At 56.7% G+C, this 24,443-nt stretch carries 21 protein-coding genes, 2 tRNA genes and 1 pseudogene; 13 read left to right on the forward strand and 11 right to left on the reverse strand.

From position 1 onward, the window contains the following. Nucleotides 1-4,244: pseudogene (locus QZ862_RS13945) on the forward strand (hypothetical protein); the annotation flags it as partial. Between the two features lie 554 nt (nt 4,245-4,798). On the opposite strand, the gene QZ862_RS13950 reads toward QZ862_RS13945, so the two are convergent. Both QZ862_RS13950 and QZ862_RS13955 read right to left on the reverse strand, forming a co-directional pair. After that, nucleotides 4,799-5,776 (reverse strand): DUF2497 domain-containing protein, encoded by a 978-nt coding sequence (locus QZ862_RS13950; protein ID WP_296100603.1) that lies wholly within the window; start codon nt 5,774-5,776, stop codon nt 4,799-4,801. 284 nt (nt 5,777-6,060) lie between these two features. Then, complete coding sequence (locus tag QZ862_RS13955; RefSeq protein ID WP_296100605.1) at nt 6,061-6,732, reverse strand: protein-L-isoaspartate O-methyltransferase; 672 nt, start codon at nt 6,730-6,732, stop codon at nt 6,061-6,063. A gap of 243 nt (nt 6,733-6,975) precedes the next feature. Between QZ862_RS13955 and QZ862_RS13960 the strand changes: the two genes are divergently transcribed. From QZ862_RS13960 to QZ862_RS13975, 4 genes are all read left to right on the forward strand, one after another. Continuing rightward, entirely contained in the window at nt 6,976-7,128 is a 153-nt protein-coding gene (locus QZ862_RS13960; RefSeq protein ID WP_082447214.1) for a DUF3309 family protein, read from the forward strand. 166 nt (nt 7,129-7,294) lie between these two features. Then, nucleotides 7,295-7,368: transfer RNA gene (locus tag QZ862_RS13965), tRNA-Cys, on the forward strand. 192 nt (nt 7,369-7,560) lie between these two features. Continuing rightward, entirely contained in the window at nt 7,561-7,845 is a 285-nt protein-coding gene (locus QZ862_RS13970) for a hypothetical protein (RefSeq protein ID WP_296018993.1), read from the forward strand. Between the two features lie 71 nt (nt 7,846-7,916). Next, the gene (locus tag QZ862_RS13975) at nt 7,917-8,162 is read left to right on the forward strand and encodes a DUF982 domain-containing protein (RefSeq protein ID WP_296038014.1); all 246 of its coding nucleotides are present in this window, start codon (nt 7,917-7,919) and stop codon (nt 8,160-8,162) included. Between the two features lie 573 nt (nt 8,163-8,735). On the opposite strand, the gene wrbA is transcribed toward QZ862_RS13975, so the two are convergent. Continuing rightward, the gene (gene wrbA / locus QZ862_RS13980) at nt 8,736-9,335 is read right to left on the reverse strand and encodes an NAD(P)H:quinone oxidoreductase type IV (protein WP_296100607.1); all 600 of its coding nucleotides are present in this window, start codon (nt 9,333-9,335) and stop codon (nt 8,736-8,738) included. A gap of 410 nt (nt 9,336-9,745) precedes the next feature. On the opposite strand from wrbA, the gene QZ862_RS13985 reads away from it, so the two are divergent. Continuing rightward, nucleotides 9,746-10,519, forward strand: coding sequence for a competence/damage-inducible protein A (locus QZ862_RS13985; RefSeq protein ID WP_296018975.1), 774 nt, complete (start codon nt 9,746-9,748; stop codon nt 10,517-10,519). Between the two features lie 121 nt (nt 10,520-10,640). Next, entirely contained in the window at nt 10,641-11,486 is an 846-nt protein-coding gene (locus tag QZ862_RS13990; protein WP_296018972.1) for a universal stress protein, read from the forward strand. A 96-nt stretch (nt 11,487-11,582) separates the two neighbouring features. On the opposite strand, the gene QZ862_RS13995 is transcribed toward QZ862_RS13990, so the two are convergent. The 4 genes from QZ862_RS13995 to QZ862_RS14010 form a co-directional block, all read right to left on the reverse strand. Beyond that, a complete protein-coding gene (locus QZ862_RS13995; RefSeq protein WP_296018970.1) occupies nt 11,583-12,356 on the reverse strand; it encodes an amino acid ABC transporter ATP-binding protein in 774 nt (257 codons plus the stop codon). 11 nt (nt 12,357-12,367) lie between these two features. Then, complete coding sequence (locus QZ862_RS14000; RefSeq protein ID WP_296018968.1) at nt 12,368-13,525, reverse strand: amino acid ABC transporter permease; 1,158 nt, start codon at nt 13,523-13,525, stop codon at nt 12,368-12,370. Between the two features lie 5 nt (nt 13,526-13,530). Next, nucleotides 13,531-14,727 carry an amino acid ABC transporter permease gene (locus QZ862_RS14005; protein ID WP_296037999.1) on the reverse strand — a complete coding sequence of 399 codons (1,197 nt, stop codon included), beginning with the start codon at nt 14,725-14,727 and terminating at the stop codon, nt 13,531-13,533. 107 nt (nt 14,728-14,834) lie between these two features. Further along, on the reverse strand, nt 14,835-15,857 hold the full coding sequence (locus QZ862_RS14010; protein ID WP_296018966.1) for an amino acid ABC transporter substrate-binding protein: 1,023 nt from the start codon (nt 15,855-15,857) through the stop codon (nt 14,835-14,837). Between the two features lie 339 nt (nt 15,858-16,196). On the opposite strand from QZ862_RS14010, the gene QZ862_RS14015 reads away from it, so the two are divergent. Further along, the gene (locus QZ862_RS14015; protein ID WP_296100609.1) at nt 16,197-17,384 is read left to right on the forward strand and encodes a cystathionine beta-lyase; all 1,188 of its coding nucleotides are present in this window, start codon (nt 16,197-16,199) and stop codon (nt 17,382-17,384) included. On the opposite strand, the gene QZ862_RS14020 is transcribed toward QZ862_RS14015, so the two are convergent. Further along, entirely contained in the window at nt 17,381-18,550 is a 1,170-nt protein-coding gene (locus QZ862_RS14020; protein WP_296100611.1) for an FAD-dependent monooxygenase, read from the reverse strand. The genes QZ862_RS14015 and QZ862_RS14020 overlap by 4 nt on opposite strands. A gap of 23 nt (nt 18,551-18,573) precedes the next feature. Beyond that, nucleotides 18,574-18,819, reverse strand: a complete 246-nt coding sequence (locus QZ862_RS14025) for a zinc-finger domain-containing protein (protein WP_296018961.1) — start codon at nt 18,817-18,819, stop codon at nt 18,574-18,576. Nucleotides 18,820-18,973: 154 nt separating this feature from the next. On the opposite strand from QZ862_RS14025, the gene QZ862_RS14030 reads away from it, so the two are divergent. The 5 genes from QZ862_RS14030 (at nt 18,974) to QZ862_RS14050 (ending at nt 21,569) form a co-directional block, all read left to right on the forward strand. Beyond that, nucleotides 18,974-19,753: an alpha/beta hydrolase gene (locus QZ862_RS14030; protein WP_296100613.1), complete on the forward strand. Its 780-nt coding sequence runs from the start codon at nt 18,974-18,976 to the stop codon at nt 19,751-19,753. A gap of 141 nt (nt 19,754-19,894) precedes the next feature. Next, nucleotides 19,895-20,719, forward strand: a complete 825-nt coding sequence (gene cysE / locus QZ862_RS14035; RefSeq protein WP_296037990.1) for a serine O-acetyltransferase — start codon at nt 19,895-19,897, stop codon at nt 20,717-20,719. A gap of 184 nt (nt 20,720-20,903) precedes the next feature. After that, nucleotides 20,904-21,107: a DUF3126 family protein gene (locus QZ862_RS14040; protein ID WP_296018955.1), complete on the forward strand. Its 204-nt coding sequence runs from the start codon at nt 20,904-20,906 to the stop codon at nt 21,105-21,107. A 92-nt stretch (nt 21,108-21,199) separates the two neighbouring features. Continuing rightward, nucleotides 21,200-21,469, forward strand: a complete 270-nt coding sequence (locus QZ862_RS14045; RefSeq protein WP_296018953.1) for a hypothetical protein — start codon at nt 21,200-21,202, stop codon at nt 21,467-21,469. Between the two features lie 25 nt (nt 21,470-21,494). Beyond that, nucleotides 21,495-21,569 (forward strand) — tRNA-Glu (locus QZ862_RS14050). 91 nt (nt 21,570-21,660) lie between these two features. Here the strand turns inward: QZ862_RS14050 and recJ are convergent. Together recJ and QZ862_RS14060 are read right to left on the reverse strand one after the other, a co-directional pair. After that, complete coding sequence (recJ, locus tag QZ862_RS14055; protein WP_296100672.1) at nt 21,661-23,463, reverse strand: single-stranded-DNA-specific exonuclease RecJ; 1,803 nt, start codon at nt 23,461-23,463, stop codon at nt 21,661-21,663. Nucleotides 23,464-23,983: 520 nt separating this feature from the next. Continuing rightward, on the reverse strand, nt 23,984-24,424 hold the full coding sequence (locus tag QZ862_RS14060) for a YqaA family protein (RefSeq protein WP_296100615.1): 441 nt from the start codon (nt 24,422-24,424) through the stop codon (nt 23,984-23,986). Between the last annotated feature and the right edge of the window lie 19 nt (nt 24,425-24,443).

The following is a 24,443-nucleotide window of genomic DNA, read 5'->3' on the forward strand; positions in this document are numbered from 1 at the left end:
TCGTCGATGGTGTCGAAAACCGGATTGCGAACACGCTCGACAGCCGTACATCGGCGCTCGGCAATGTGGTCGCCGGTGTGGAAGAGCGCATCGCAGACGCGCTCGACAGCCGCACAATGGCCATCGATATGGCATTCTCCAGCGCCGAAGAACGCATCGCGGAAACGCTCGATACCAGAACCTCCAATCTCACCAATATCGTCAGTGGCGTCGAAGGCCGTCTAGCCGAGACACTGGACAGCCGGACGTCTGCGCTCAACAGCGTGGTTTCCGGCGTGGAAGAGCGCATCGCGGATACGCTCGACAGCCGCACAATGGCTATCGACATGGCATTTTCCGGTGCGGAAGAGCGTATCGCGGAAACGCTGGATAGCCGGACAGCAGCCCTTAACTTCGCCGTTGCCGGTATAGAAACGCGCATTGCCGACACGCTCGACAGCCGTACATCGGCGCTCGGCAATGTTGTCGCGGGTGTCGAAGAGCGCATCGCGGATGCGCTCGATAGCCGCGCAATGGCCATCGATCTGGCATTCTCCAGTGCTGAAGAGCGCATCGCGGAGACGCTCGATACCAGAACCTCCAATCTCACCAATATCGTCAGTAGCGTCGAAGGCCGTCTGGCCGAGACACTGGACAGCCGGACCTCAGCGCTCAACAGCGTGGTTTCCGGCGTGGAAGAGCGCATCGCGGATACGCTCGACAGCCGCACCATGTCCATCGACATGGCATTCTCCAGCGCCGAAGAACGTATCGCGGAAACGCTGGATAGCCGGACAGCAGCCCTTAACTTCGCCGTTGCCGGTGTAGAAACGCGCATTGCCGACACGCTCGACAGCCGTACATCGGCGCTGACAACTGCCGTCCATGGCGTCGAGGAGAGGATTGCCGATACGCTGGATAGCCGGACGATGGCGATCAACATCGCTTTCTCCAGCGCGCAAGAACGTCTGGCCGAGACCCTGGATGGACGTACCAGCACCCTGACCTCCGTCGTTTCCGGCGTGGAAGAGCGCTTGGCCGACACGCTCGATAGCCGCACACTGGCAATCGATATGGCGATCTCGTCTGCAGAAGAACGTCTCGCAGATACTCTCGATGGGCGCGCGTCGACCATTGCGCGGACTGTCACGAGTGCGGAAGAGAGACTGGCCTCCACCACTTCTGCTATCGAAGAGACACTGGCCGTGGGTCACCTTCGTCTCGATACGATGCTCGGCACTCAGGCAGACGCAATCAGCCGCACGGTGGAGCGCACCAGCACCCTCATCGAGCAGACGGTATCGTCGGCAGCCAGCCGTATCGAAACCGCGGTGGAAGCCGGCGCTGGAAACTTTGCCAACACGATGGAAACCGGCGTCTCGCGGATGGAAAACAATCTGCAGACATCGCACGACGCGCTCCGCGGCACACTTGAACAGCATCAAGCCACGCTGTCGGAAACGCTGGGCTCTGCCAGGGAGCAGATCGGTAATATTCTTTCCGAACAGGCCATGTCCATCGCGACCACGGTTGCTTCCAGCGCGAGCATGCTGGAGATGTCGCTCGAAACGCAGCAGGAGGCCTTGCAGCAGACCATAGATAATGCAGCGGGTTCCCTCTCCTCGCGCATCGAGACCTCCGTGGACACCGTTTCCACGCGCCTTGGCGAGACAGGCGCCCGCCTTGAGACAAGCATCGAAGCGCTCCATGGCAAGCTTCAATCCGATCTGACCAACGTCAACGTAACGCTTGATGATGCGACCCAGAAGATCGAAGGCGTATTTGCAGTCGGTACAGCAAGGATCGATGAGCGCCTTGGCACGATGGACCGTGCGCTCAACATCGGTCTCGAAAACGTCAATCGCACGATCGAAGGCAAGGCTGCGGGTCTGGCCCACAGCTTGCGCGATGCCGTCGCCGACGCCGCACAGAGCATCGATCATGAGGCCATTCGCTCCACCGAGTTCATCGGCAAGACCGGCCTCGACTTTGCCGAGCAGATCAAGGCGCGCAACGACGAATTCACCCGCGCACTGGAACATCGTTCCGATGAGATCGTCGGCCGTATTTCCGACGCACAAAGCAGGCTTTCAGGCCAGGCGGCGGCAGTCGCGCAGACCTTCTCCGACGCAGGCAATGCCATCGTCAATAAGGTTGCCGAAGCGGAAGCCGTCGTTCGCTCTCAGGTCGGCGCAATCTCCGAAACGCTGACGAGTGTCGAAAGCGCGCTCGATGCCCGTGGCGAATCCATTCGCCATACGCTCGACAGCCGCACCCGCGAACTCAACTCCATGCTGGCAAGCCGTTCCGCGGAACTGTCCCGCCTCATCGAGGAAAAGGCAAAGCCGATCGTCAACGAGTATGCCGCTGTCGGCCAGGATGCCGCAGAGAAAATCGTGACCGCGGCACAGCAGAGCGCAAACCTTCTGTCGGAAAGCAACAGCGGCATGCTGGGCATGGTCGAACAGGCCATCGAGGATTATTCCCGCGCCAGCAGCGATGCCGCCAACAAGTTGGTCGCCGCGACCCGTCAAAGTACCGATATGCTGTCGCAGACCCATACCAGCATGACGGACGTGGTCACGGGCGCAACCGACAGCCTGAATGTGGCCGTGGCTCGAGCGAGCCAAGAGTTCAAGCAGGCGGATGCGGCCCTTGGCAGCGCTACGACCAGCTTCTCCGAGTCGGCGTCTCGCGCTTCGGATCTCATCACCACATCCAGCCGCCTTTTGGAAAACAAGGTCGATCGCCTCGCCCAGATTTCCGGCAGCACGCTGTCTCAGGTCGCGGGCATCGTCTCTCGCTTCGACGAGCACTCCTCTGTGCTGTCTCAGGCAGGCGATCTGCTGAATTCGGCTCAACAAAACCTGGTCGGCACGCTGGAAGAGCGTCAGGAAGCGCTTCGCTCGCTGTCGGTGGGCTTGTTGCAACGCTCGGAGGAGATCGAGAATTCCATGCGCAGCGTCATGTCCGTCGTCGAGCAGACGCTGGGCGAGGCCGAGAAACGCTCTACCAATGTAGCTGGTAATCTTCGCCAGAACCTCAACTCGTCCTTCGAGGATATTGGCCGGTCTCTGGATGAGACCGAACAGCGCGCACGCAATGCGGCGCAGAACATGCGCGGATCGCTTCTGGCGGCCAGCGAGGAGGCAAACCGCTCTATCGAAGGAACCATGGGAGAAGCACAGAAATATTCTGAAGAACTGGCAGGTCGCCTGCGCAGCAGTGTTTCCTCCTCACTGTCCGACGTCGACAAGTTGCTCAACAGTGCTACGGACAAATCGAACGCTGCGGCAACCGTGATGCGTGAGACGTTGCGTGAGGCAGTACAGGACGCCGTCAATCGCTTCGCTGGCGCTACGGAGGAGATTCGCCGTTCGAGCCAGGATATTCGTCAGGAACTTGACGTGACACGCGCAGAGTTGAAGCGCGGGGCTTTCGATCTGCCAGAGGAAGCAAAGGAAAGTGCGGCGGCCATGCGTCGCGCCGTTTCCGAGCAGATCAAGGCCCTTCAGGATATTTCTCAGCTTGTGGGACGCTCCACTCAGCAACTGGAAATCTCTGAGCCTGCTGCACGGGCTATTGCGGCCACCAAGCCGTCTGCCCCGCAACAGCCACGGGCAGAAGCGCGGCCGCAGCAACCGCTGTCCGCTCCACCAGCACAGACAGCCCCGGCACAACCGCAACCAGCCGCGCCTGTCATCCGCAACACTGCGCCCGATCAGCGCCAGGCACCATCGCAGACAGGTGTTTCGGCGCCGCTGCAGCGCCGTGAAGAAGGTGGCGGATGGATCAGCGATCTGCTACGTGGCGCATCTCGCGATACGCAAGACGGCGCAACGCGGCAGGCTACCCCGCCCGCTCCCGCTCGTCCCGCTGCCGAGCAGCAGACCCGTGCCGCCGACAGCCGCAATCCACGCCATGTCGTCGAGTCGCTGAATTCACTGTCCGTCGATATCGCTCGCGCAATCGATCACGATGCATCAGTGGAACTGTGGGGCCGTTATCAGCGCGGCGAGCGTGATGTCTTCACGCGCCGCCTCTACACGCTTAAGGGTCAGCAGACCTTTGACGAGATCAAGCGGAAATACGACCGCGAATCGGAGTTCCGCACGGCGGTCGACCGCTACATTTCGGACTTCGAGAAGCTTCTGGCGGATGTTGCTAGAACAGATCGCGACCGTACGGTGACGCAATCCTATCTGACTTCAGACACCGGCAAGGTCTATACCATGTTGGCTCACGCAGCTGGACGCTTCAGCTAAAAATACCGTCATCACAACTGAAGTAAAAGCGCCCCCGGAATCATTACCGGGGGCGTTTTCGTTTGCGCTGCCGGGGTCCACAAGTCACGTGGAAGAACTGAACGTGTTTTGGGCAAGCCACGGTTTCATATCCGCCGCTCAGCGCCAATCATCCCGATCGTGAGACTGAGGATCGAAATCACCGTGCAGTTGCGGAAGGGTCAAGCCAAAAATAGCGGCGTCGGTGCCCATAAAGCGGCACCTGTCGTTCCAAGCCAGTCGTTTTTTCGTCGCTCGCCTGCCTCCGGATGTTTCCATCTCACCCGGAACCGATCTTAGCGGCCGATTTGTCGCAGGCAGTCATCGCAATACCGCTAGGCACTTTTGTGCGACAGGCGTTATTTCGGCGTGTTGTCCAGCGCAAATCCGGAAACCGCCATTCTATAGAAAAATGAAAGCCGCTGAGGAGTTCATCTCCACAGCGGCTTTCTTCATCAACGAAAGGTCTTCATGACCTCAAGGGCCATCGAAAGATACGAGCGCGAATAAGGGTAAACCCCTTAACTCGCAACGCATCAACGACGAGGGCCACGCGCCACGCGCTCGATTTCTTCGCGAACGAGTCGTTCCACGATCGTCGGCAGATTGTCCTCCAGCCACTCCTGCAGCATGGGACGCAACATATCCTGCGCAACGTCCTCGATGGTAGGACGATGAACACCATCGAAAACCTCGGCAAGCGCACCAAAGGACCGCGCGATCTGCTCGCCTGCTTCGGCAGAAACCAGACTTAGCGGCAGGTCGAGCTTGGCTTCGTTTTTAGGCGCGACGGTGTCGATAACCGGGGATGGTCTGATCTCAGCAGGACGAGCGACGGGCCGGTCTTCCTCGACAGCTCCGCGCAGCTCCATCGTTTCCCACAGGGGTACTGCTTGGGGCGCAGGCGCAGATGGCGCTGGCTGAGGAGCCTGCTCGGCTTGTGGCGCTGGATTGAATACGGGCATCTCCCTCATCGGCTGCTGTGCTACAGCGGCCATCAGAGGGCGCACATCCGTCGGACGACTGGGGGCGGCTGCAGTTCTCTCTACCTCCACGTACGGTTGGGGCTGCATGGTCGCAGGAGCTTTAGAGCCGGCTGCAGAAGCTGCTTGTTCACGGGTACCCTGTGCAAAAGCGGCCTGCGGCCCGAGTGTCGCATTGCGATCTGCGGCGGCGCGAACTCGTGCTGCCACGTCTGCGAGTGAAAGGGTCTTTTCAAGCGCGGGATCCATCGCAGGCTGCTGACTCTCGCTAGCCGGGATAGCCTCATTGAACTGCCGCGCGCCGTGGCCTTGATTCGCAGCGGGCGGAACATGCGGCGGTGGAGTATGAACATCAGCGGAGATATCTCCATCAAAGCTCATTTCCTCATCCGCATCATCAGAATCGAACTGAGATGCGCGCTGACCCGGGTAGCCATCGGTTGGCGCAGGTTCATTGCTTTCGATGATCCTGCGGATCGACGCCAGAATCTCTTCCATAGATGGTTCACGCGCTACACTCGGCTGAGCCATTTTTATCCCCGATTTTCACGTTCAAGACGGGCCGGAGCACGATACGCCTGCTCCGAATCATCGAGAGTGTAGGACACCATCAGTCAGAAGAGAATCCATGCGGCCAGGGGATTTGCGCGATGCACAGCTTTATTTCAAAATGAAAATGGCCCGGCATCAACCGGACCATCTGTTAACCATTTGCTTTTTCAGCATTTAGAGCGTGTCGAAATCCTGCAAATTTGCCTTCCGCTTTTAGTCGCGCGTTGGATCTGCAGAGCGCACCATACTTTTACGCTGCATGCTTAAAAAACGAATTCCTTCGACTTGGCAAAACCCGGTAGGGGTTTCAGCGATGCGTTAAAGAAGGTTGCGGCAGAAATCCCCTTGCCGTCGCGACGGTAAACAGTAACCTTGGCGGCATTGCCATAGCCGACAACGGTAATCAGGCGACCGCCATCGGCAAGCTGATCCAGAAGTGCCTGAGGCACCTCCTCAACAGAGCCGCTCATGAAAATCACATCGTAAGGCGCCTGCGCTGGGTGGCCCTTTTCAAGCTCGCCGGCAACGGTCACGACGTTATCATAGCCGAGTGCGCCAAGCGTCTCAGTCGCTTTGGTGGATAGTTCGGGATCACTTTCCAAAGAAACCACAGAGCCCGCAAGTTCCGATAGAATGGCCGAGAGATATCCGGTTGCTCCACCGACCTCCAGAACGAGATCATCCTTGGTGACGGCTACAAGCTGCAGCATCTTAGCAATCGGCGACGCTTTCAACAGGTAGCGAGCGCCAAGCCCATCTTTTGCAGGACAGATCTGCAGGTCTTCGTCCATATAAGCTACCTGCTTGACACTTTCCGGGACAAAAGCCTCACGAGGAACGGAGAGAAACGCCTTGAGCACCGAATGGGAGGTTACGTCGGTGGTGCGCACCTGGCCGTCCACCATTTTCGCGCGTGCGGTTTCATAATCCATCATGTCGTGCTTGCCTCACGTAAAAGCCTACGAACACAGGTGTGTCCGCTTTTTGGTAATCGTCTTAATCGGCTCCGCCTGCGCTTTCAAGCACAAGCATGCATCAGCGAAGCTAAAAAGAAACGGTGCTGCGCCCCAGCACTCAGAGCTCACCAAATTACATCCTCTGATACCGCGCTCGGGAACTTTTTTATCCGCCTAATCATTATTGAGTTAATGAGACGTCATCAACGGCTGGAGGTAAAAATGCTCGGTACAATCCTCGTCATCCTTCTTATTCTCTTCCTGGTCGGCGCTCTTCCGAACTGGGGTTACCACAATTATGGATGGGGCCCGTCGGGCGGCCTGGGCCTCGTGCTTGTGATCGTCCTGATCCTCGTACTGCTTGGGCGAATTTGATCACACAGACAAAAAAATCCCCGCTGAGATCACTGGTCTGGCGGGGATTTTTCATGAGCATTAAGTCGCTCACACAAACTTATCGGGTGTTTTTCAAACTCTCCTATTGCGTGGAAAATGGATTCGTTCTAAATCCCCGCCATCGCTCAAACAGACGGGCGTGTGAGGCCTCGTGGCGGAGTGGTGACGCAGAGGACTGCAAATCCTTGTACCCCGGTTCAATTCCGGGCGAGGCCTCCAAAAAATTCTCCACGATGTAAAGTTACGCTTTATGTGACGCCGGCGTGAGCCTTAGAGCTTTGCGCGCAAGGCTCTGTTGCGGCCAGGCTCACCCGGATATCAAAAGGCACAGGAACCTCCTCCCAGGCTTATAGTTTACGGCGATGACATCGTGACGATTTCCCGTCTGATTCTATGGAGCACATCATGAAAATGAAGTCCGTCATCGCAGTAACCGTTGTTGCTCTGGCGCTCGCAGGCTGTACGACGGGGCTTTCGAATGCCAACCTCGAGCCGATTCCAGGTAGCATCACTTATAATGGACAGCCGCGTACCAAGCTGACGAAATCGCCGGTTGGCAGCACGTTCACGCATAACTTCCGGCGATGGAACGGCGACCGGGTAATCGAAACCTATCAGATACAGCCGGATCGCTCGCTGAAAATCATTGATCGTCGCATCATCCGCGATTGGCTGACATTCGGAAGCGACGACTGATCCAGAACATTGAATGATGCACGCTCTCAGGTTAGAGGCATCTTTCGATCGAATGGAGAGTAAGCGCGAAGATGGATACGAAATGGACCAAGCCGGTTCTTGTGGCGCTGGAAGAGCCGGGCAATTACACCAGCATTGAAACAACACAGGCCGCATCCTGGGCGATGATCGAGGACTGGCCTGCGGAAGACGGAGCTGCGCTCGACCACGCCCTGCTCGTCTGTGCCGCCGTCGGTGCAGGCAAGAAGAAACCAGAAGACGCCAGAAGGGCTTTCATTGCCGCTGCAGTCGAAGCTGGCCTCGACATCAAGGCATAATGTCGCAACAGCGAAGATACGGGTTAACCTGTACGCCTCCGCTGTGTAAAAGATGGCAAGCGTTTGACCAAGGCTCGTCGGCCGTTGCTTGGTCGGTTGCGTGATCATACCGTGCCGAGGGAACGGTTAATCAAGCGCGACGGTCGTTTCTGATTGATCGCTACTCCTTTTTAGAAAGTGCAAGAGACGATGAAGAAGCCCCTGCTCCTGCTTTTGATGACATGCCTTATTGTGGGCATTGTCGGCCATCTCATCATTGCCTTTGTCATCACGGGCTGACAAAAAATACGGGATAAGCGATTCTCGTTACCATCCATTAAGATTTGCATCGTTGTCGCGGAACTACGTTATGTTTTCCACGTTTTCCTGGCACGGAAATCTGGAGGGTAATAAAATGCGTGACGGCCTGAACAGTCTGCTTGAAATATCGCTTCTGGGCTTTGTTGTTGTGACCTGCCTGATTATGGTCAACCCGCCGGTCTAAAGCCAAAAAAGTGTCTATGAATAAGCCGCCTTCGATGGCGGTTATGAAAATGCGGCCTCAAGGGCCGCATTTTCGTTTTGCCTACGAGGTCAAGCCGAAAGCTTGGCTGCCAGTTTCGCGACGTGCGTGCCCTGGAATTTTGCACCTTCGAGTTCGATGGCAGAAGGTTGGCGAGAGCCGTCACCATCGGTAATGGTCGAGGCGCCATAAGGCGAGCCGCCCTTGACTTCATCTACGCCCATTTGACCCTGAAACGCATAAGGCAGACCAGCAACGACCATGCCGTGGTGCAGGAAAGTCGGGATGAAGCTGAGGATCGTCGACTCCTGACCACCATGCTGGGTAGCAGTTGAGGTGAAGGCAGAGCCGATCTTGCCGACGAGCTTGCCACTGAACCAAAGTCCGCCAGTCTGATCCCAGAAATTACGCATCTGCGATGCAACGGAACCGAAGCGCGTGCCTGCGCCGACGATGATCGCGTCGTATTCTTCCAGCTCGTCGACGGTCGCGATCGGGGCTTGCTGATCCAGCTTGAAATGAGACGACTTGGCGACGTCTTCGGGAACGAGTTCAGGAACACGCTTCACGACAACGTCCGCACCTGCGGACTTCGCACCCTCTGCAACGGCATAAGCCATTGTTTCCACGTGACCGTAAGACGAATAGTAGAGCACCAGAATTTTTGCCATCGTTGGTTTTTTCCTCATGTTTTTCTTTGATCATCACGATACAGCGCAGTATACGCCGCCGATGTAACGGGAGGCTAACAGAGGAGTTGCATTAGAGCGATAGAAGGAGAAAAGACGGACCGTTCTCGAATAGCGAACAACTACGCTAAAGCGTTGTCTAAGCGAAAAAATGTGCAGCGGTTTTGTGATCAAGACATGCAAAACGAAAGGCCTACGCGTGTGACGCAAATCTCAAGGATCGCGACACGCCCTACGCAATGGACTGGAACACCGCGCCTCCTGTTCAACACACAAAACGCTTTTTAGTCATTTCGAGTTTATCCAACAGCCGTCGTATTTTCTCATCGCGCGTATTGCATTCGCTGTCAGCGGGTTTAACGTCTGTCTACCCTGCATCGCGTGAGTTTCCCATGTCATCATCCCCTTCTCCATCTTCGGTCACTGCCGCCATGCTCGCCATTGGCGACGAACTTTTATCGGGTCGCACGAAGGACAAGAATATCGGACATCTTGCCGATGTTCTGACGATGTCCGGGATCGACTTGAAGGAAGTGCGAATCGTTGCCGACGAAGAGCCGGCAATCGTTGAAGCGTTGAACGCCCTGCGTGCGCGCTACGATTATGTCTTCACCTCGGGCGGGATCGGTCCGACCCATGACGACATCACCGCAGATGCGGTCTCTGCTGCCTTCGGCCTTCCTTGCGAACATGACAGCGAGGCAATGCGCCTTCTCGGCGATATGTATCATGCCCGCGAGATGGAGTTTACTGACGCACGCAAGCGCATGGCCCGTATGCCACGCGGGGCGAAGCACATAGCCAATCCCGTCTCGGTTGCGCCGGGTTTTATTGTGGAGAACGTCTATGTCATGGCAGGCGTGCCGCAGGTCTTCCAGGCGATGCTGGACAACGTCGTTCCAACGCTGCAGGTCGGCACTAAGATGATGTCGCAGTCGGTACGCTCACCCTACGGGGAAGGCGACATCGGCACGCCCTTGAGCGAGGTGCAGAAGGCACACCCTCAAACCAGCATAGGCTCCTATCCGAAGTATGACGGACAGCGTTTTTCCACCGAGATCGTTGTTCGCGCGCGTGATGCCGAGCTTCTTGCGGCTGCAACGCGCGATGTTGCCGCCATGATAGAGAACATCGCGAAAGCAAAGGCCACCTCGACGGTTGCATGAACTCCTCAGGCCCAAATACGTTTTATCTCTTGAACCCATCGCCTTGATAGAGATCAAGGCGGCGGGCAAATGACGGGGACATGTTTAGTCCTGCCACTGATGCGTCACAAGGAGAAAGGCCATGGCCTATAAAACCATCCTCGCTGTTGTCGATACCGCTGAAAACACACGTCAACTGGACGCTTTCGTTGCGGCATTGGCGCAGCAGTTCTCTTCGCACGTCGTTGGTCTTCATATGGAGGCCCTAGCGGCGGTTCCTTTGATTGCCCCCATGGAAATGCCCGATCCGGCGACCATCCAAGCCGTGCAGGATGTGGCTCACAGGGAAACGACAGACGCTGGCCGGATTTTTTCCGACAGCATGGCGGCCAATGGAATTTCCAGTGAATGGCGCAGCTTCGTTTCGTCTGTCGGTTACTCGTCCCAATTATCGCTTCAGAGCGCGCGCTGTGCCGATCTCATCGTCGCAAGACAGCATAATTCATCCGCTCTGTCCGACAGCCGCGCCGATATCGACAATTTTCTCTATGAAAGCGGACGCCCGGTGCTTCTCATTCCTCACATCCTGAAAGCACCAGCCCCGATCCGTCGGGTGTTGATTGCGTGGAATGGATCCAGGGAGGCCACACGCGCCACTTTCGATGCCCTGCCCTTCCTCCAGGCGGCAGAAAGCGTGGAGGTGTTCTCTGTCGACATGGAAGATAACGACTCGGAGAAGGCGGCGCTGGCAGGGTCCGAGATTGCCGCAACGCTTGCGCGCCACGGTGTCAACGTAACGGTTACATCACAGGAAAAGCTAGAAGGCATCGCTCCGCACACAGCAATCGAAAATCGGCTGGCGGATAATAGCATCGATCTTTTGGTCATGGGCGCGTATGGGCACTCCCGCTGGTGGGAAATGCTGTTCGGCGGCGTCACCCGCACCCTTCTGGACTCGATGACGGCAATGACGCTGATGTCTCGCTGACCACTTGGATGCAATGCAAAAAGAAACCCGCCGGTCGCCCGGCGGGTTTTTGTGTTTTCAAGCCATGTTTCCATCGACGAAAGACACAAAGGCTTTCTAGTGCAGGATTTGGCTTAGGAAGAGCTTCGTGCGCTCATGCTGCGGATTGTCGAAGAATTCCTGCGGGGCGTTCTGCTCAACAATCTGGCCCTGGTCCATGAAAATGACGCGGTTGGCGACCTGACGGGCAAAGCCCATTTCGTGCGTCACACAGAGCATAGTCATTCCGTCCTCGGCAAGGCTCACCATCGTATCGAGCACTTCCTTGACCATTTCCGGATCGAGCGCGGATGTCGGCTCGTCGAAGAGCATGATCTTCGGCTTCATGCAAAGCGAGCGGGCAATCGCCACGCGCTGCTGCTGACCGCCAGAAAGCTGGCCCGGATACTTGTGCGCCTGCTCAGGGATTTTGACACGCTTCAGGTAATGCATCGCGATTTCTTCGGCGTCCTTCTTGGGCATCTTGCGAACCCAGATTGGAGCCAGCGTGCAGTTTTCCAGGATCGTCAGATGCGGGAAGAGGTTGAAGTGCTGGAATACCATGCCGACTTCACGGCGCACTTCATCGATCTTCTTCAGGTCGTTGGTCAGTTCGATGCCGTCGACAACGATGCTGCCGGACTGATGCTCTTCAAGACGGTTGATGCAGCGGATCATCGTCGACTTGCCGGAACCAGATGGACCGGCGATGACGATGCGCTCGCCCTTCATGACCTTCAGATTGATATCGCGCAGCACGTGAAAATCGCCGTACCACTTGTTCATGCCGGTGATTTCAATCGCGACATCGGTCGCGGAAACTTCCAGCTTCTTTGCTTGGGTTTCTGCCATGAGATTTTCCCTTATTTTTTATGTCCGGTGTCGAGATGGCGCTCCATGAACAAGGAATAGCGCGACATGCCGAAGCAGAATATCCAGAATATGAACCCAGCGAAAATATAGCCTGTGACGGGTGTCACCGGTGTCGCCCAGTTCGCATCTGACTGGTTGAGGTTGACGATACCAAGAAGATCGAACATGCCGATGATCGACACGAGCGAGGTATCCTTGAAAAGACCAATGAAGGTGTTGACGATACCTGGAATGACCAGCTTCAGCGCCTGAGGCAAAACGATCAGCCGGGTTTTCTGCCAATAATTAAGGCCGAGCGAGTCGGCACCTTCATACTGTCCTTTCGGAATGGCCTGAAGACCGCCGCGAACGACTTCCGCCATATAGGCAGAGGCAAATAGCGACACACCGACCAGAGCACGCATGAACTTGTCGAATGTAACACCTTCCGGCAGGAACAGCGGCAGCATGATGCTGGCGAAGAACAGCACCGTGATCAGCGGGATGCCGCGAATGACTTCGATGAACGTCACGCACAGCGTCTTGATTACCGGCATTGTCGAGCGACGACCAAGCGCCAGGAGAATGCCAAGTGGCAGCGACACGGTGATCCCGAAGAAAGACAGGATCAGCGTCACCATCAGCCCGCCCCACAGCTGCGTTTCCACCCGTGGCAGGCCGAAGTAGCCGCCGACCAGCAGGAAGAAGGAGACGAAGGGCAAAACTAGGAAGAGCAACACGGCATTGGCCGTCTTGAACGGTGCCTTCGGGATCAACATCGGGATAAGCAGAATGACGAACATTGCTGCGACCAGAAGCGGCCGCCAGCGCTCATCGAACGGATAACGTCCGAACATGAACTGCTGGAACTTGGCACCAACAAACGCCCAGCAGGCGCCTGCCTGGCCGTCCGGCAAGGCACCACCCTGAGCGACAGTGAGGCAAGCCAATCGGTCGGTACCGGTCCAAACGGCATCGACGAACAGGAACTGCAGCAGCGGCGGAATGATGTAGGCGAGCAGTGCTATGGACAGCACGGTCATCACGACATCCTTCGGCGTGGCGAAGAGTTTCGTCTTGAGCCAATGCGCCACGCCGACCTGGCTGGATGGCGCCGGCTGAGCCGGCACCAATTCGCGGCGGATATAGGAAACGGGAGTAGTAGCCATGTCTCTTATCTCTCCACCAATGCCATCTTCGCGTTGAACCAGTTCATGAACAGCGCGGTGGTGATAGACAATGTCAGATAGACAATCATCCAGATCGCCACGACTTCGACAGCCTGACCCGTCTGATTGAGGATGGTGCCGCCAACCGCAACCAGGTCGGAGAAGCCGACAGCAACAGCCAGAGACGAGTTTTTCGTCAGGTTGAGATACTGGCTGGTAAGCGGTGGGATGATGATGCGCATTGCCTGAGGAACGACGATCAGGCGCGTCGTGGTGCTGGAACGCAAACCAAGCGCGTCGGCGGCTTCTGTCTGCCCCTTCGGCACAGCCTTGATACCACCGCGGACGATTTCAGCGATGAATGAGGCGGTGTAGAAGGACAGAGCCAGATAAAGCGACATGAATTCTGGCGCAATGACCGAACCACCAGCCAGGTTGAAGCGGCCAAGAACTGGCAGATCAAAGGTCAGCGGTGCGCCGAGCGCCAGGAACGTGGCAAGCGGCAAACCGATGATAATCGCGGCTCCCACGAGACCAGTGCGGAACGGCTGGCCGGTGCGCATCTGGCGTGCCTTCGCCCATCGATAGACGAAGAAGGTGATGACGATACCGACGAGAAAAGCCACCGGAACCATCCAGGTGCCCTCACCCCAAACGAACTTAGGGTAGAAGAAACCGCGATTGTTCAAGTAGGTATCGAACGGCAAGGCAAGCGATTCACGTGCCTGCGGAAGAATTGTGATGACGCCCTTGTACCAGAAAAAGATGACGAGAAGCGGCGGCAGATTGCGGAAGATTTCCACATAAGCCTGCGCGAGCTTCGATACGAGCCAGTTTCTGGAAAGCCGGGCAATGCCGACGAGGAAGCCGATGATCGAGGCGGTGATGATACCAAGAACCGCCACCTGCAAGGTGTTCAAAATACCGACGATCAGCGCGCGACCGAAGGTGTTGTCGTTATTGTAATCGATCAGCGTCTGGCCGATATCGAAACCGGCGCGACCGTTCAGAAAGCCGAAGCCAGAGGCAATATTTGCGCGCTGAAGATTCTGGATCGTGTTGTTGGTGATGAACCAGACGGCCAGCACCAGGATGATGAGCGTAACGGTCTGGTAGAAGATGGACCGCATGCGCGGATCGTTGATCATGGACGTCGCGCCGGATGCGCCGGACGGTCCAGAACGGATCGTCTTGCCTGCCATAGGCACCTTTCCCTCTATATGCTCTTTTCGAGCTTATTTTATGAAGAAGAAGGAGGCAGAGATGAATATCCCCGCCTCCTGCAAAAGCTTTTCAGGCTTTAAAGCAATCAGCGAACCGGAGGTGCGTACTGCAGGCCGCCCTTGTTCCACAGAGAGTTCAGGCCACGCTCGATCTTGAGCGGGGAGCCAGGACCGACGTTACGGTCGAAGACTTCACCGTAGTTGCCGACAGTCTTGATGATGTTGTAGGCCCACTCGTTAGCGACGCCCAGATCGGTACCGATCTTGGTGCCTTCTTCCGTGCCGAGAAGACGCTTGACGTCCGGATTGGCAGAAGCCTTCTGCTCATCGACGTTCTTGGAAGTGATGCCGAGTTCTTCAGCATTGACCATGGCGTAGTGAACCCAGCTAACGAGGTCGAACCACTGGTCGTCACCCTGGCGGACGGCTGGTCCAAGCGGCTCCTTGGAGATGATTTCAGGCAGAACCATGTTTTCATCAGGATTCTTCATCTTCAGACGGATAGCGTAGAGGCCGGACTGGTCCGTAGTGTAGACGTCGCAACGACCGGAGTCATAAGCGGAGGTCGCGTCGGATTCTTTTTCGAATACAACGGGGTTGTACTGAAGGTTGTTGGTCTTGAAGTAGTCGGCGAGGTTGAGTTCGGTCGTCGTTCCCTGCTGAACGCACACGGCAGCGCCGGAAAGCTCAAGAGCAGACTTCACGTTGAGGCTCTTCTTCACGATGAAGCCCTGGCCGTCGTAATAGTTGACGGTGCGGAAGTTGAAGCCGAGAGACGTGTCGCGGCTGATCGTCCAGGTGGTGTTACGCGTCAGAACGTCGATTTCGCCGGACTGAAGAGCCGGGAAGCGATCCTTGGAGGTCAGCGGAACGTACTTCGCCTTGGAAGCGTCACCGAACACGGCAGCAGCGATACCGCGGCAATAGTCGACGTCGATACCGGACCATTCGCCCTTGTCATCAGGGTTCGAGAAACCCGGAATGCCGGAGCTGACGCCACAGGTGACGAAACCCTTTGCCTTCACATCCTGAAGAGTACCGGCAGATGCAGCCGTTGCAGCTCCCAAGACTGCTGCGCCAATAGCGGCTGACAGAAGTGCCTTTTTCATTTTTCCCAACCTTTGTCTCTTTTTTCTCGATTGGAGAGGACCGGCACCCGCCGTGGCTTGCAACAGTCTCTCCGCTTCACCTCCCGGTGTGCGTCCCTATCACAATCGCAATTGCTGCCATGGTCAAGACTTTCGCGAAGCAATTGTGTCTAAAAAACGGAATTTTCAAATTTCCGTCCTTTAAGTAAGCATATGACTATTTTCTGCGCGAAACTCGCTCAAAATCTACTCATCCTGTCAGGCAGGTAGACTGGTTTTTCCCATGTCCGGAGAAGCGGCTTGACCTGGAGAGCAAATCCTCGGCATCTTCGCGCATCACAATAATGAGAGACTTGCAGCATGAAAGACAAGAACGAGATCCTCGGCGGCTCGGGTGTAAACACGCGCCTCGCGCATCTTGGAAATGATCCGACCGAGTTCTTCGGCTTCGTCAACCCTCCCATCGCCCGCGGCTCCACCGTTCTGTTCCCGGATGCTGCAACCTTGATGTCAGGCGATCAGCCCTACACCTATGGCACGCACGGAACGCCTACGACGGCTGCGCTTTGCAGCATGATCGATAGCCTGGAGGGCTCCGCCGGTACGATCCTTCTGTCGTCAGGCCTTGCGGCGGTGACCGTGCCATTTCTCGCCTATCTCAGCGCTGGCGATCATGCGCTCGTCGTCGATTCGGTCTACTTCCCCACTCGGCGTTTCTGCAACACGATGCTGAAGCAATATGGCGTCGAGGTCGAGTATTACGATCCGGCGATCGGCGCGGGAATAGAAGCTCTGATCCGACCGAACACCCGGCTCGTTCATCTTGAGGCGCCAGGCTCGAACACGTTCGAAATGCAGGATGTCGGCCTGATTTCGTCCATCGCCCACCGCTATGACTGCGTCGTGACAATAGATAACACCTGGGCGACGCCGCTCTATTTTCGGCCCCTAGACCACGGCGTGGATGTCTCGATCCATGCCGCAACGAAATATCCTGCGGGCCATTCCGACATTTTGATGGGCTTTGTGTCCGCCAATGAAAAGCATTGGAAAAAGCTATGTGACGCCAATACCAATCTCGGCATGTGCGTGACGTCCGACGACGCCTATCAGGTGTTGCGCGGCATGCGAACGATGGGCATCCGGCTCGCGCATCACCAAAAGAGCGCCCTCGACATTGCGCAATGGCTCGAGGCGCGAGACGATGTCGCCCGTGTACTGCACCCTGCCCTGCCAAGTTTCCCGACACACGACATCTGGAAGCGCGATTTCAAGGGTTCGAGCGGTGTCTTCTCTTTTGTCCTGAAGGCGGACAACGCCAAGTCCACGGCAAAGGCGCACGCCTTCCTTGATGCCTTATCTATCTTTGGTCTGGGCTTCTCGTGGGGTGGCTACGAATCCCTCGCGATCCCCGTCAATCTTGCCGACCGGACGATCGCGAAAGCGCCTACCGAAGGCCCCGTCATCCGGCTTCAGATCGGGCTTGAGGATGTAGCAGACATTAAACGCGATCTGGAAGCGGGTTTCGCTGCCGCGGCGAAAGCCTAAAGCCCTTCCGCTTTGTAGCCGTAGAGCCAATCGAAGTCCGCCAGGAATTGCTCTGGCGGCCGCAAAGAGAGAAGGATGTCGCGCCCAATGCGCATGGGGCCGCGTGCATGGTAGGCGAAGCTGTTGAGCTTCGCCCGCTTTCTTGCCTTATCGACACGGGACATGCGATGTGCTGCGAATCTATCTAGCGATGCGCCAATGATTTCCCCACGCGACACGAAAGTGACGAGTTCAAAAGCATCCTCGATGGCCATAGCAGCGCCCTGTGCGGCAAAAGGCATCATGGCATGAGCGGCATCTCCGATCAGTATCGTGTGGCGGCCATCTTGCCACTGACCTGCACCGGCTTGGAACAGCGGCCAGAAGGTCGGGTTTGCAGCGCCGTCCAGCAATTGTGCAAAGGCTGGATTCCAATGGCGAAACTGCTGCAAGAGAAACGCCTTTTGCTGGCGTTGCGCTTCGGCCTTCCAGGTGTCGCCGGGATTTGCACCAACGGAGATGGCGACGATGTTGAAATCGCCGGTTTCCGTCAGAGGATAAGCGACGATATGGGCAGACGGCCCGAGGAAGGCGGTCACCGAATGACGGTTGAGGAAACCGGGTGCATCTCGTTCCTGCAACGTAAATCGCCATGCGACATTGCCTGAGAAGGTCGCGGCCGGTGCATTCGGCACGCAATAGCGCGTGGCTGACCAAACTCCATCGGCACCGACGATCATATCCGGTTGCGTGAAAATCGTGCGTGCGATCGTGTGCGTGTCGACGTTATCCAGCCTCTTTCCCAGATGCAAACGACACAGTGGATTGGAACTGACGGCGGCAAGAAGCGCCCGCTGCAAACTTGCCCGGTGAAGAACACCATAAGGCGCGCCCCAGCGCGATCTAGCTACGCTTTTCATAGGCAGGGACATGAGCGTCTTGAGAGACAGACCGGAGGAAAGATCGACGCTCAGCGGCTCCAGCCACATGTCTTCAATCTGAGGCAGGACATTCAGCGCCGACAAGATATGCGCTGCATTGGGCGATATCTGTAGCCCGGCGCCGACCTCAGCGAGTTCGGACGCCTGCTCGATGATATCAGTTGCGATGCCATATCGGGCGAAAGAAAGAGCTGCGGTGAGACCAGCTATGCCGGCACCGACGATCGCCACTGTTTTGATCGGCATGTAGAGCCCCGATTTCTAAGGGGTTACGCTGCCTTCACATGGAAGACGCAGCCGGGAGGATTGGTCTGCGTGGCTTTCAGCGACGGATTGTAGCGATAGAGCGTGGAACAGTAGGAGCAAACCTTTTCGTTCTCGTCGCCCATATCGATGAAAATGTGGGGGTGATCAAAAGGCACCGATGCTCCGGTACACATGAATTCCTTGACGCCGATTTCGATCATGCGGTGTCCGCCGTCGTTCTGGAAGTGAGGAATTGTGTGGCCAGCCATGTTCTTCTCCAAGAATGCAAAATCGTCTCTGAGCCAACGCTCTAATTGTTCGAGTATGTAGCGTTAAATCGGTCGAACCTCCATAGAAAAGAGCGCGGAATATTTTCAACACGTCCATTTCCTGACATATGGTCGGCAAAACAGGAGGTCCTTGATGAATCTCAACCTGCCGCAATTTTTGTCCTTCCAGCGCGACGGACTGCAACTGAGCTATTTCGATGAGGGCGATCCGTCCGGCGCACCCGTCTTGCTGATTCACGGCTTTGCTTCCAGCGCCGCGGTGAACTGGGTTCATCCAGGTTGGGTAAAGACCCTTGGCGATGCCGGTTATCGCGTTATCGCACTCGATAATCGCGGCCACGGAGCCAGCGACAAGCCGCATGATCCGGAGGCCTACTATCCGGCGAAGATGGCTGAAGACGCGGTCGGACTGCTCAATCACCTCGGCATCCCGGAAGCGCATATTATGGGTTATTCCATGGGCGCACGCATCTCCGCTTTCGTGGCGATGGCTCATCCGGAGCGTGTTCGATCGCTGGTGTTCGGTGGTCTCGGTATCGGCATGGTCGATGGTGTGGGGGACTGGGATCCGATTGCGGATGCGCTCCGGGCACCATCCCTCGACGTGGTCACACATGAACGAGGCCGCATGTTTCGCGCCTTTGCCGAACAGACCAAGAGCGACCGCGTGGCGCTTGCTGCCTGCATCGAGACCTCGCGCGTCCTCGTGACACGGGACGAGGCCAGAAAGATCGACGCCCCTACCCTGATCGCGGTCGGAACCAAAGACGATATCGCCGGCTCCGGCCAGGAACTGGCAGATCTGATGCCCAACGCGCGAGCCATCGACATTCCCAATCGCGATCACATGCTGGCGGTCGGCGACCGTGTCTTCAAGGCAGCGGTTCTGGAGTTCTATGCCGATCTCACATGATTGGCTGATCAAGAAAATTCGTTCCACAAAGCTTTCAGAAAAACTGATGCTTTACCGCCTTTAACGGCATGGGCGGATACCTATTTCTGTGCAAGGTATTTTTCGATATAGTGACGCAAACCGGTTTTAAGGACAGCTGACATGGTCGCACGCACAGAGACCCGCCAGAATGATCAGATCGCAGTCGTCGATCCGATCTGGGGCAGTTTGTTGAACGAAGCGCGCACGGCTGCTGCTCAGGATCCGCTGCTGTCGGCGTTCTTCTATTCCACGATCCTCAATCATCATTCGCTGGAAGATAGCGTCATCTATCGCATTTGCGAGCGTCTCGATCATCCTGATATGCAGGCCGTCCTCTTGCGCCAGACGTTTTCGGAGATGCTTCACGACTGGCCGGAATGGGGCGCAATCCTGCGCGTCGATATTCAGGCTGTCTACGACCGGGATCCGGCCTGCACGCGTTTCATGGAGCCGGTTTTGTACTTCAAAGGCTTCCACGCCATCCAGACGCACCGCCTCGCCCACTGGCTTTGGTCAAAGGGCAGGAAGGATTTCGCCCTTTACTTGCAAAGCAGATCCTCAAGCGTGTTCCAGACCGACATCAACCCGCAGGCCACCGTCGGAAAAGGTTTGTTTCTCGATCACGCAACTGGTCTCGTCGTTGGATCGACCGCTGTCATCGGCGACAACGTTTCCATTCTTCAGGGTGTCACTCTGGGCGGCACAGGCAAGGAAACCGGAGACCGGCACCCTAAGATCAGAAGCGGCGTGCTGATCGGCGCGGGCGCAAAAATTCTTGGTAATATCGAGGTGGGAAGTTGCTCTCGCGTCGCGGCGGGATCGGTGGTTCTGAAGCCTGTTCCGCCCAATACCACCGTTGCAGGCGTACCGGCGCGGATCGTTGGCGAAGGCGGTTGCAACGAGCCGTCCCGGATCATGGACCAAATCATCGGAGCCGATATCTGACACTTTCGAAAGCAAAAACGTAGCCTGCGTGGATCGCATAATGCGTCACGCGGGGGATTTGCTGCTTCGACTTTACTTTCGCCTTTAACCCGTGCCAAAAGCGGCGCAGATTGAAAATCACGACGTCCCGATGGTTGGCCCCGAAGGTCGACCGACGCCGTGAGAACCGCACAGGAGAAGACTGGTGAAAGCCGACGAAATCAAAAAGCTCGACGCCTATTTCAAGCGCACTTTTAACGACAAGATGGTCGTCAAGGCACGTCCCCGCAAGGACGATTCTGCCGAAGTGTACATGGGCGATGAGTTCCTCGGAGTCGTTTACATCGACGATGAAGACGGCGATCGTTCTTACAACTTCTCCATGGCGATCCTTGACGTCGATCTCTGATCGCACTGCTCGATAATCAAGATCGAAGCCTGACGATATTGGCGCCCGGGACATCCGTCACCGGGCGTTTTTTATGCTGCGTGCATTAGCGCATGACCCGCGGACTTGATTTTTTACAGTTCTTTTTGATCGCTGGAACCAAAATCTGCGCCGCTCGTTTCTTCGCTGTCCCCCCGATGAAGCGTGAGGCGGCGATCAAACGGGAACCCCTGATCCCACGCCACCTCACGCTTCCCCCTCTCATTTCCGCGACATCGACGGATTTACAGAGTTCTCCCCTGGGCAGCGACCGCTTGATCCAAAAAATTTCGCATAAATTCAAAAAAACCGAAATTGGCGCTTGCGGAGAATCCGATGCCTGACTATAAGGCCCCCACCACAGCGCACGCGCCCTTCGTCTATCGGTTAGGACGTCAGATTTTCATTCTGAAAAGAGGGGTTCGACTCCCCTAGGGCGTGCCACTTCCCTTCTTAAATCAGTGTTTTATAAGTAATTATTGAAGTACTGTAATAGGTAGACTTTGCACTTTTTTTACGGTGTGATGTCTTTTGCCTATGGCGCGAAAGCAGCATCCAGGACGCGCAGTTGCACCCTTTTCTGCCCCTGCCAATGCTCCGCACCCAGCGTGCCCGCCACATGAATCTGACGTCCACGAGCATTCATCAGCATCTGCCCAAGTGGTGCATCCGCTGCGCGAAAGGCTATGCCGTCGAGGCGTGAACCATCCAGTGCTTCCAGCGTGATCTTGATATGCGACGTGCCGACGATTCGGACATCACGCAGCCTGTGCGCAGGGATGGCGAAAATCGGCTGCGAGTGGCCCGAACCGTACGGCCCCGCCTGCTCGAGTTGGTCGATCAGTTCCAGCGTTGCGCCAGAAGCGCCGATGGCGCCATCGATTTTGAGGACGCTGTTTTCGACCAGTTGCGAGACGGTCTTCTGTGCCGCCTCTTCAAAAAAGGTACGGAGGCGTCCGAGGTTGGCGCGTTCTAGCGTGAGGCCCGCAGCCATGGCATGACCGCCACCCTTCACCAACAGTCCCGCTTCGACAGCGTTGCGCACCATGCGCCCCATATCGAAACCGTTGATGGAACGACCTGAGCCTGTGCCTCGCCCTTTCGAATCGAATGCTATGGCGAAAGCCGGGCGGCGGAAGCGATCCTTCAGCCGCGACGCTAGAAGACCGACAATACCGGGATGCCAGTTCTCCCGGGCTGTCACGATGACGCCTGCGCCAGAGCCATCGCCATATTCGAACAGCGCTTCCGCTTCAGCCTCGGCAAGCATTGCCGCTTCCATTGCCTGACGCTCTCGGTTCAACTCGTCGAGCTTTTCCGCAATGACTTCGGCTTGCGTGCTGTCGTCGAGGGTGAGGAGTCGGCTGCCCAGGGCGGCATCGCCAATACGTCCACCGGCGTTGATGCGCGGCCCGATGAGAAAGCCGAAATGATAGGGCGTCACCGGACCGCCAAGACCTGCCTTCTTGAAGAGTGCGGCCAACCCCACGTTATTCATATGCCGCGCCGCAACCAGTCCTTTTACCACATAGGCGCGGTTTAGGCCTTTCAACGGCACGACATCGCAAACCGTCGCAAGAGCCACGATGTCCAGATAGGTCAACAGATCCAGCATGAAAGCCTGACGGTTGTGCCGCTCTTTCAGGACGCGGAGTGTTGCGACAAGAACGAGGAACACCACGCCGGCAGCGCAGAGATGTCCCTGCCCAGACAGATCGTCTTCTCTGTTAGGGTTCACGAGAGCTACCGCAGGAGGAAGTTCGGTTCCAACCTGGTGGTGGTCGATGACCAGTACATCTGTTCCGGCATCGCGCGCGACGACAAGCGACTCATGGCTGGTGGAGCCGCAATCGACCGTGATGATCAAGGTCGCGCCTTTAGCGGCAAGCTGCTGCATCGCAGCGGGATTGGGGCCGTATCCTTCGAAAATGCGGTCGGGAATGTAGATTTCCGGCTCGAGGCCAAAATGATGGAGAAAGCGATACATCAGCGCCGAAGACGCAGCTCCATCCACATCGTAATCCCCGAAAATTGCGATCTTCTCATGCTTTTCGATGGCATCGGCAATACGCTGGGCGGCTTTCTCGCAATCGGTAAGCGTGCGGGGATCAGGCATCAGCGATCTTATCGTTGGATCCAGAAAAGCCAGTGCGTCATCGACGCCGACATTGCGGCCGGCTAGAACGCGTGCAATCAGCTCCGGAATTCCATGGACCTGCGACATGGCGAGCGCACGGTTCTGAGCGGCCTGATCGAGCCGTGACATCCATCGCTGTTCTGTCGCTGACCGCTCCACTCCAAGAAACGCCCTTGTAACGGTATCGACCGTTTCAATCATCGCCATTGCCAGCCCATATCGTGTTTTTTCCGCCATACCTTAACGGCCTACAGCATCGGCCCCGCAATCGGAATCGATTTTATGAAAAGCGCCATTCACAGCTTTAAAAATTAAGCCTCCTCGGGGCGTTCCAAGGCACGACGTTCTGACAAGGCGATCAGGCTTTTTACTCGCGAAAACAAACGCGTTCGCCCTACCAAAGCGGCAGGAAGATGAAAGCTGCAAGCCCGCACACAATCGCTGCAATGAGGCAGACGAGACGCCAGTCACGTGTCTCGCTCGTCGTTTCAAATTCCAATCCAGGAAAATTATCGTTTGCTCCAGATCGGCGAATCCTGCGGCCCGAACCGAGCCCTTGCCGATGATCGCTTTTGAAACTGATCTTCGATTTCACGGCAGCGCCTCCCTTCGCCTGGTGAATTCATAAGAATCATATCATCAGCACGATGGATTTTGCAAAGGCCTGACACTGAGCCGAGGTTGCGGATGGCGTATCACCACGAAGCGACATAGATGTCGCTCAAACTATCCCTTGCGTCGCCAAGGCCAGGACCAGATAACGCCCGAACTTGGCGAGTGTGACAATGGCGATGAAGGATGCGAACGGCTCGCGCATGACGCCAGCAACGACCGTCAAGGGATCGCCAATGATCGGTAGCCAGCTCGCCAACAGCGACCATCGTCCATAGCGCGCATACCAGTTCTGGGCCTTGTCGAGCTTCTGCGACGATACGGGAAACCATCGCCGGTGACGATACAGCATCACCCCTCGCCCCAGATACCAGTTGACGACGGAGCCCAATATATTTCCAAGACTGGCCACGGCAACGAGCAGGACAGTCGAATATCGTCCGGTCATCGTCAGATAGACCAGAACGGATTCAGACTGCGCCGGAACAAGCGTCGCAGCCAGAAAGGCAGATGCAAACAACCCGAAATATGCGCCTAGCTCGCCCCCCATCAGTGCGCTTTCGGCATAG

Source organism: uncultured Agrobacterium sp. (assembly GCA_913777615.1).
GTDB lineage: Bacteria > Pseudomonadota > Alphaproteobacteria > Rhizobiales > Rhizobiaceae > Agrobacterium.

Coding starts and splice junctions, on each gene's coding strand:
- QZ862_RS13950 (WP_296100603.1), bottom strand. CDS start 5,776: ATGGCTCAGCCGAGTGTAGCGCGTGAACCATCTATGGAAGAGATTCTG.
- QZ862_RS13955 (WP_296100605.1), bottom strand. CDS start 6,732: ATGATGGATTATGAAACCGCACGCGCGAAAATGGTGGACGGCCAGGTG.
- QZ862_RS13960 (WP_082447214.1), top strand. CDS start 6,976: ATGCTCGGTACAATCCTCGTCATCCTTCTTATTCTCTTCCTGGTCGGC.
- QZ862_RS13970 (WP_296018993.1), top strand. CDS start 7,561: ATGAAGTCCGTCATCGCAGTAACCGTTGTTGCTCTGGCGCTCGCAGGC.
- QZ862_RS13975 (WP_296038014.1), top strand. CDS start 7,917: ATGGATACGAAATGGACCAAGCCGGTTCTTGTGGCGCTGGAAGAGCCG.
- wrbA (WP_296100607.1), bottom strand. CDS start 9,335: ATGGCAAAAATTCTGGTGCTCTACTATTCGTCTTACGGTCACGTGGAA.
- QZ862_RS13985 (WP_296018975.1), top strand. CDS start 9,746: ATGTCATCATCCCCTTCTCCATCTTCGGTCACTGCCGCCATGCTCGCC.
- QZ862_RS13990 (WP_296018972.1), top strand. CDS start 10,641: ATGGCCTATAAAACCATCCTCGCTGTTGTCGATACCGCTGAAAACACA.
- QZ862_RS13995 (WP_296018970.1), bottom strand. CDS start 12,356: ATGGCAGAAACCCAAGCAAAGAAGCTGGAAGTTTCCGCGACCGATGTC.
- QZ862_RS14000 (WP_296018968.1), bottom strand. CDS start 13,525: ATGGCTACTACTCCCGTTTCCTATATCCGCCGCGAATTGGTGCCGGCT.
- QZ862_RS14005 (WP_296037999.1), bottom strand. CDS start 14,727: ATGGCAGGCAAGACGATCCGTTCTGGACCGTCCGGCGCATCCGGCGCG.
- QZ862_RS14010 (WP_296018966.1), bottom strand. CDS start 15,857: ATGAAAAAGGCACTTCTGTCAGCCGCTATTGGCGCAGCAGTCTTGGGA.
- QZ862_RS14015 (WP_296100609.1), top strand. CDS start 16,197: ATGAAAGACAAGAACGAGATCCTCGGCGGCTCGGGTGTAAACACGCGC.
- QZ862_RS14020 (WP_296100611.1), bottom strand. CDS start 18,550: ATGCCGATCAAAACAGTGGCGATCGTCGGTGCCGGCATAGCTGGTCTC.
- QZ862_RS14025 (WP_296018961.1), bottom strand. CDS start 18,819: ATGGCTGGCCACACAATTCCTCACTTCCAGAACGACGGCGGACACCGC.
- QZ862_RS14030 (WP_296100613.1), top strand. CDS start 18,974: ATGAATCTCAACCTGCCGCAATTTTTGTCCTTCCAGCGCGACGGACTG.
- cysE (WP_296037990.1), top strand. CDS start 19,895: ATGGTCGCACGCACAGAGACCCGCCAGAATGATCAGATCGCAGTCGTC.
- QZ862_RS14045 (WP_296018953.1), top strand. CDS start 21,200: ATGACCCGCGGACTTGATTTTTTACAGTTCTTTTTGATCGCTGGAACC.
- recJ (WP_296100672.1), bottom strand. CDS start 23,463: ATGATTGAAACGGTCGATACCGTTACAAGGGCGTTTCTTGGAGTGGAG.
- QZ862_RS14060 (WP_296100615.1), bottom strand. CDS start 24,424: ATGGGGGGCGAGCTAGGCGCATATTTCGGGTTGTTTGCATCTGCCTTT.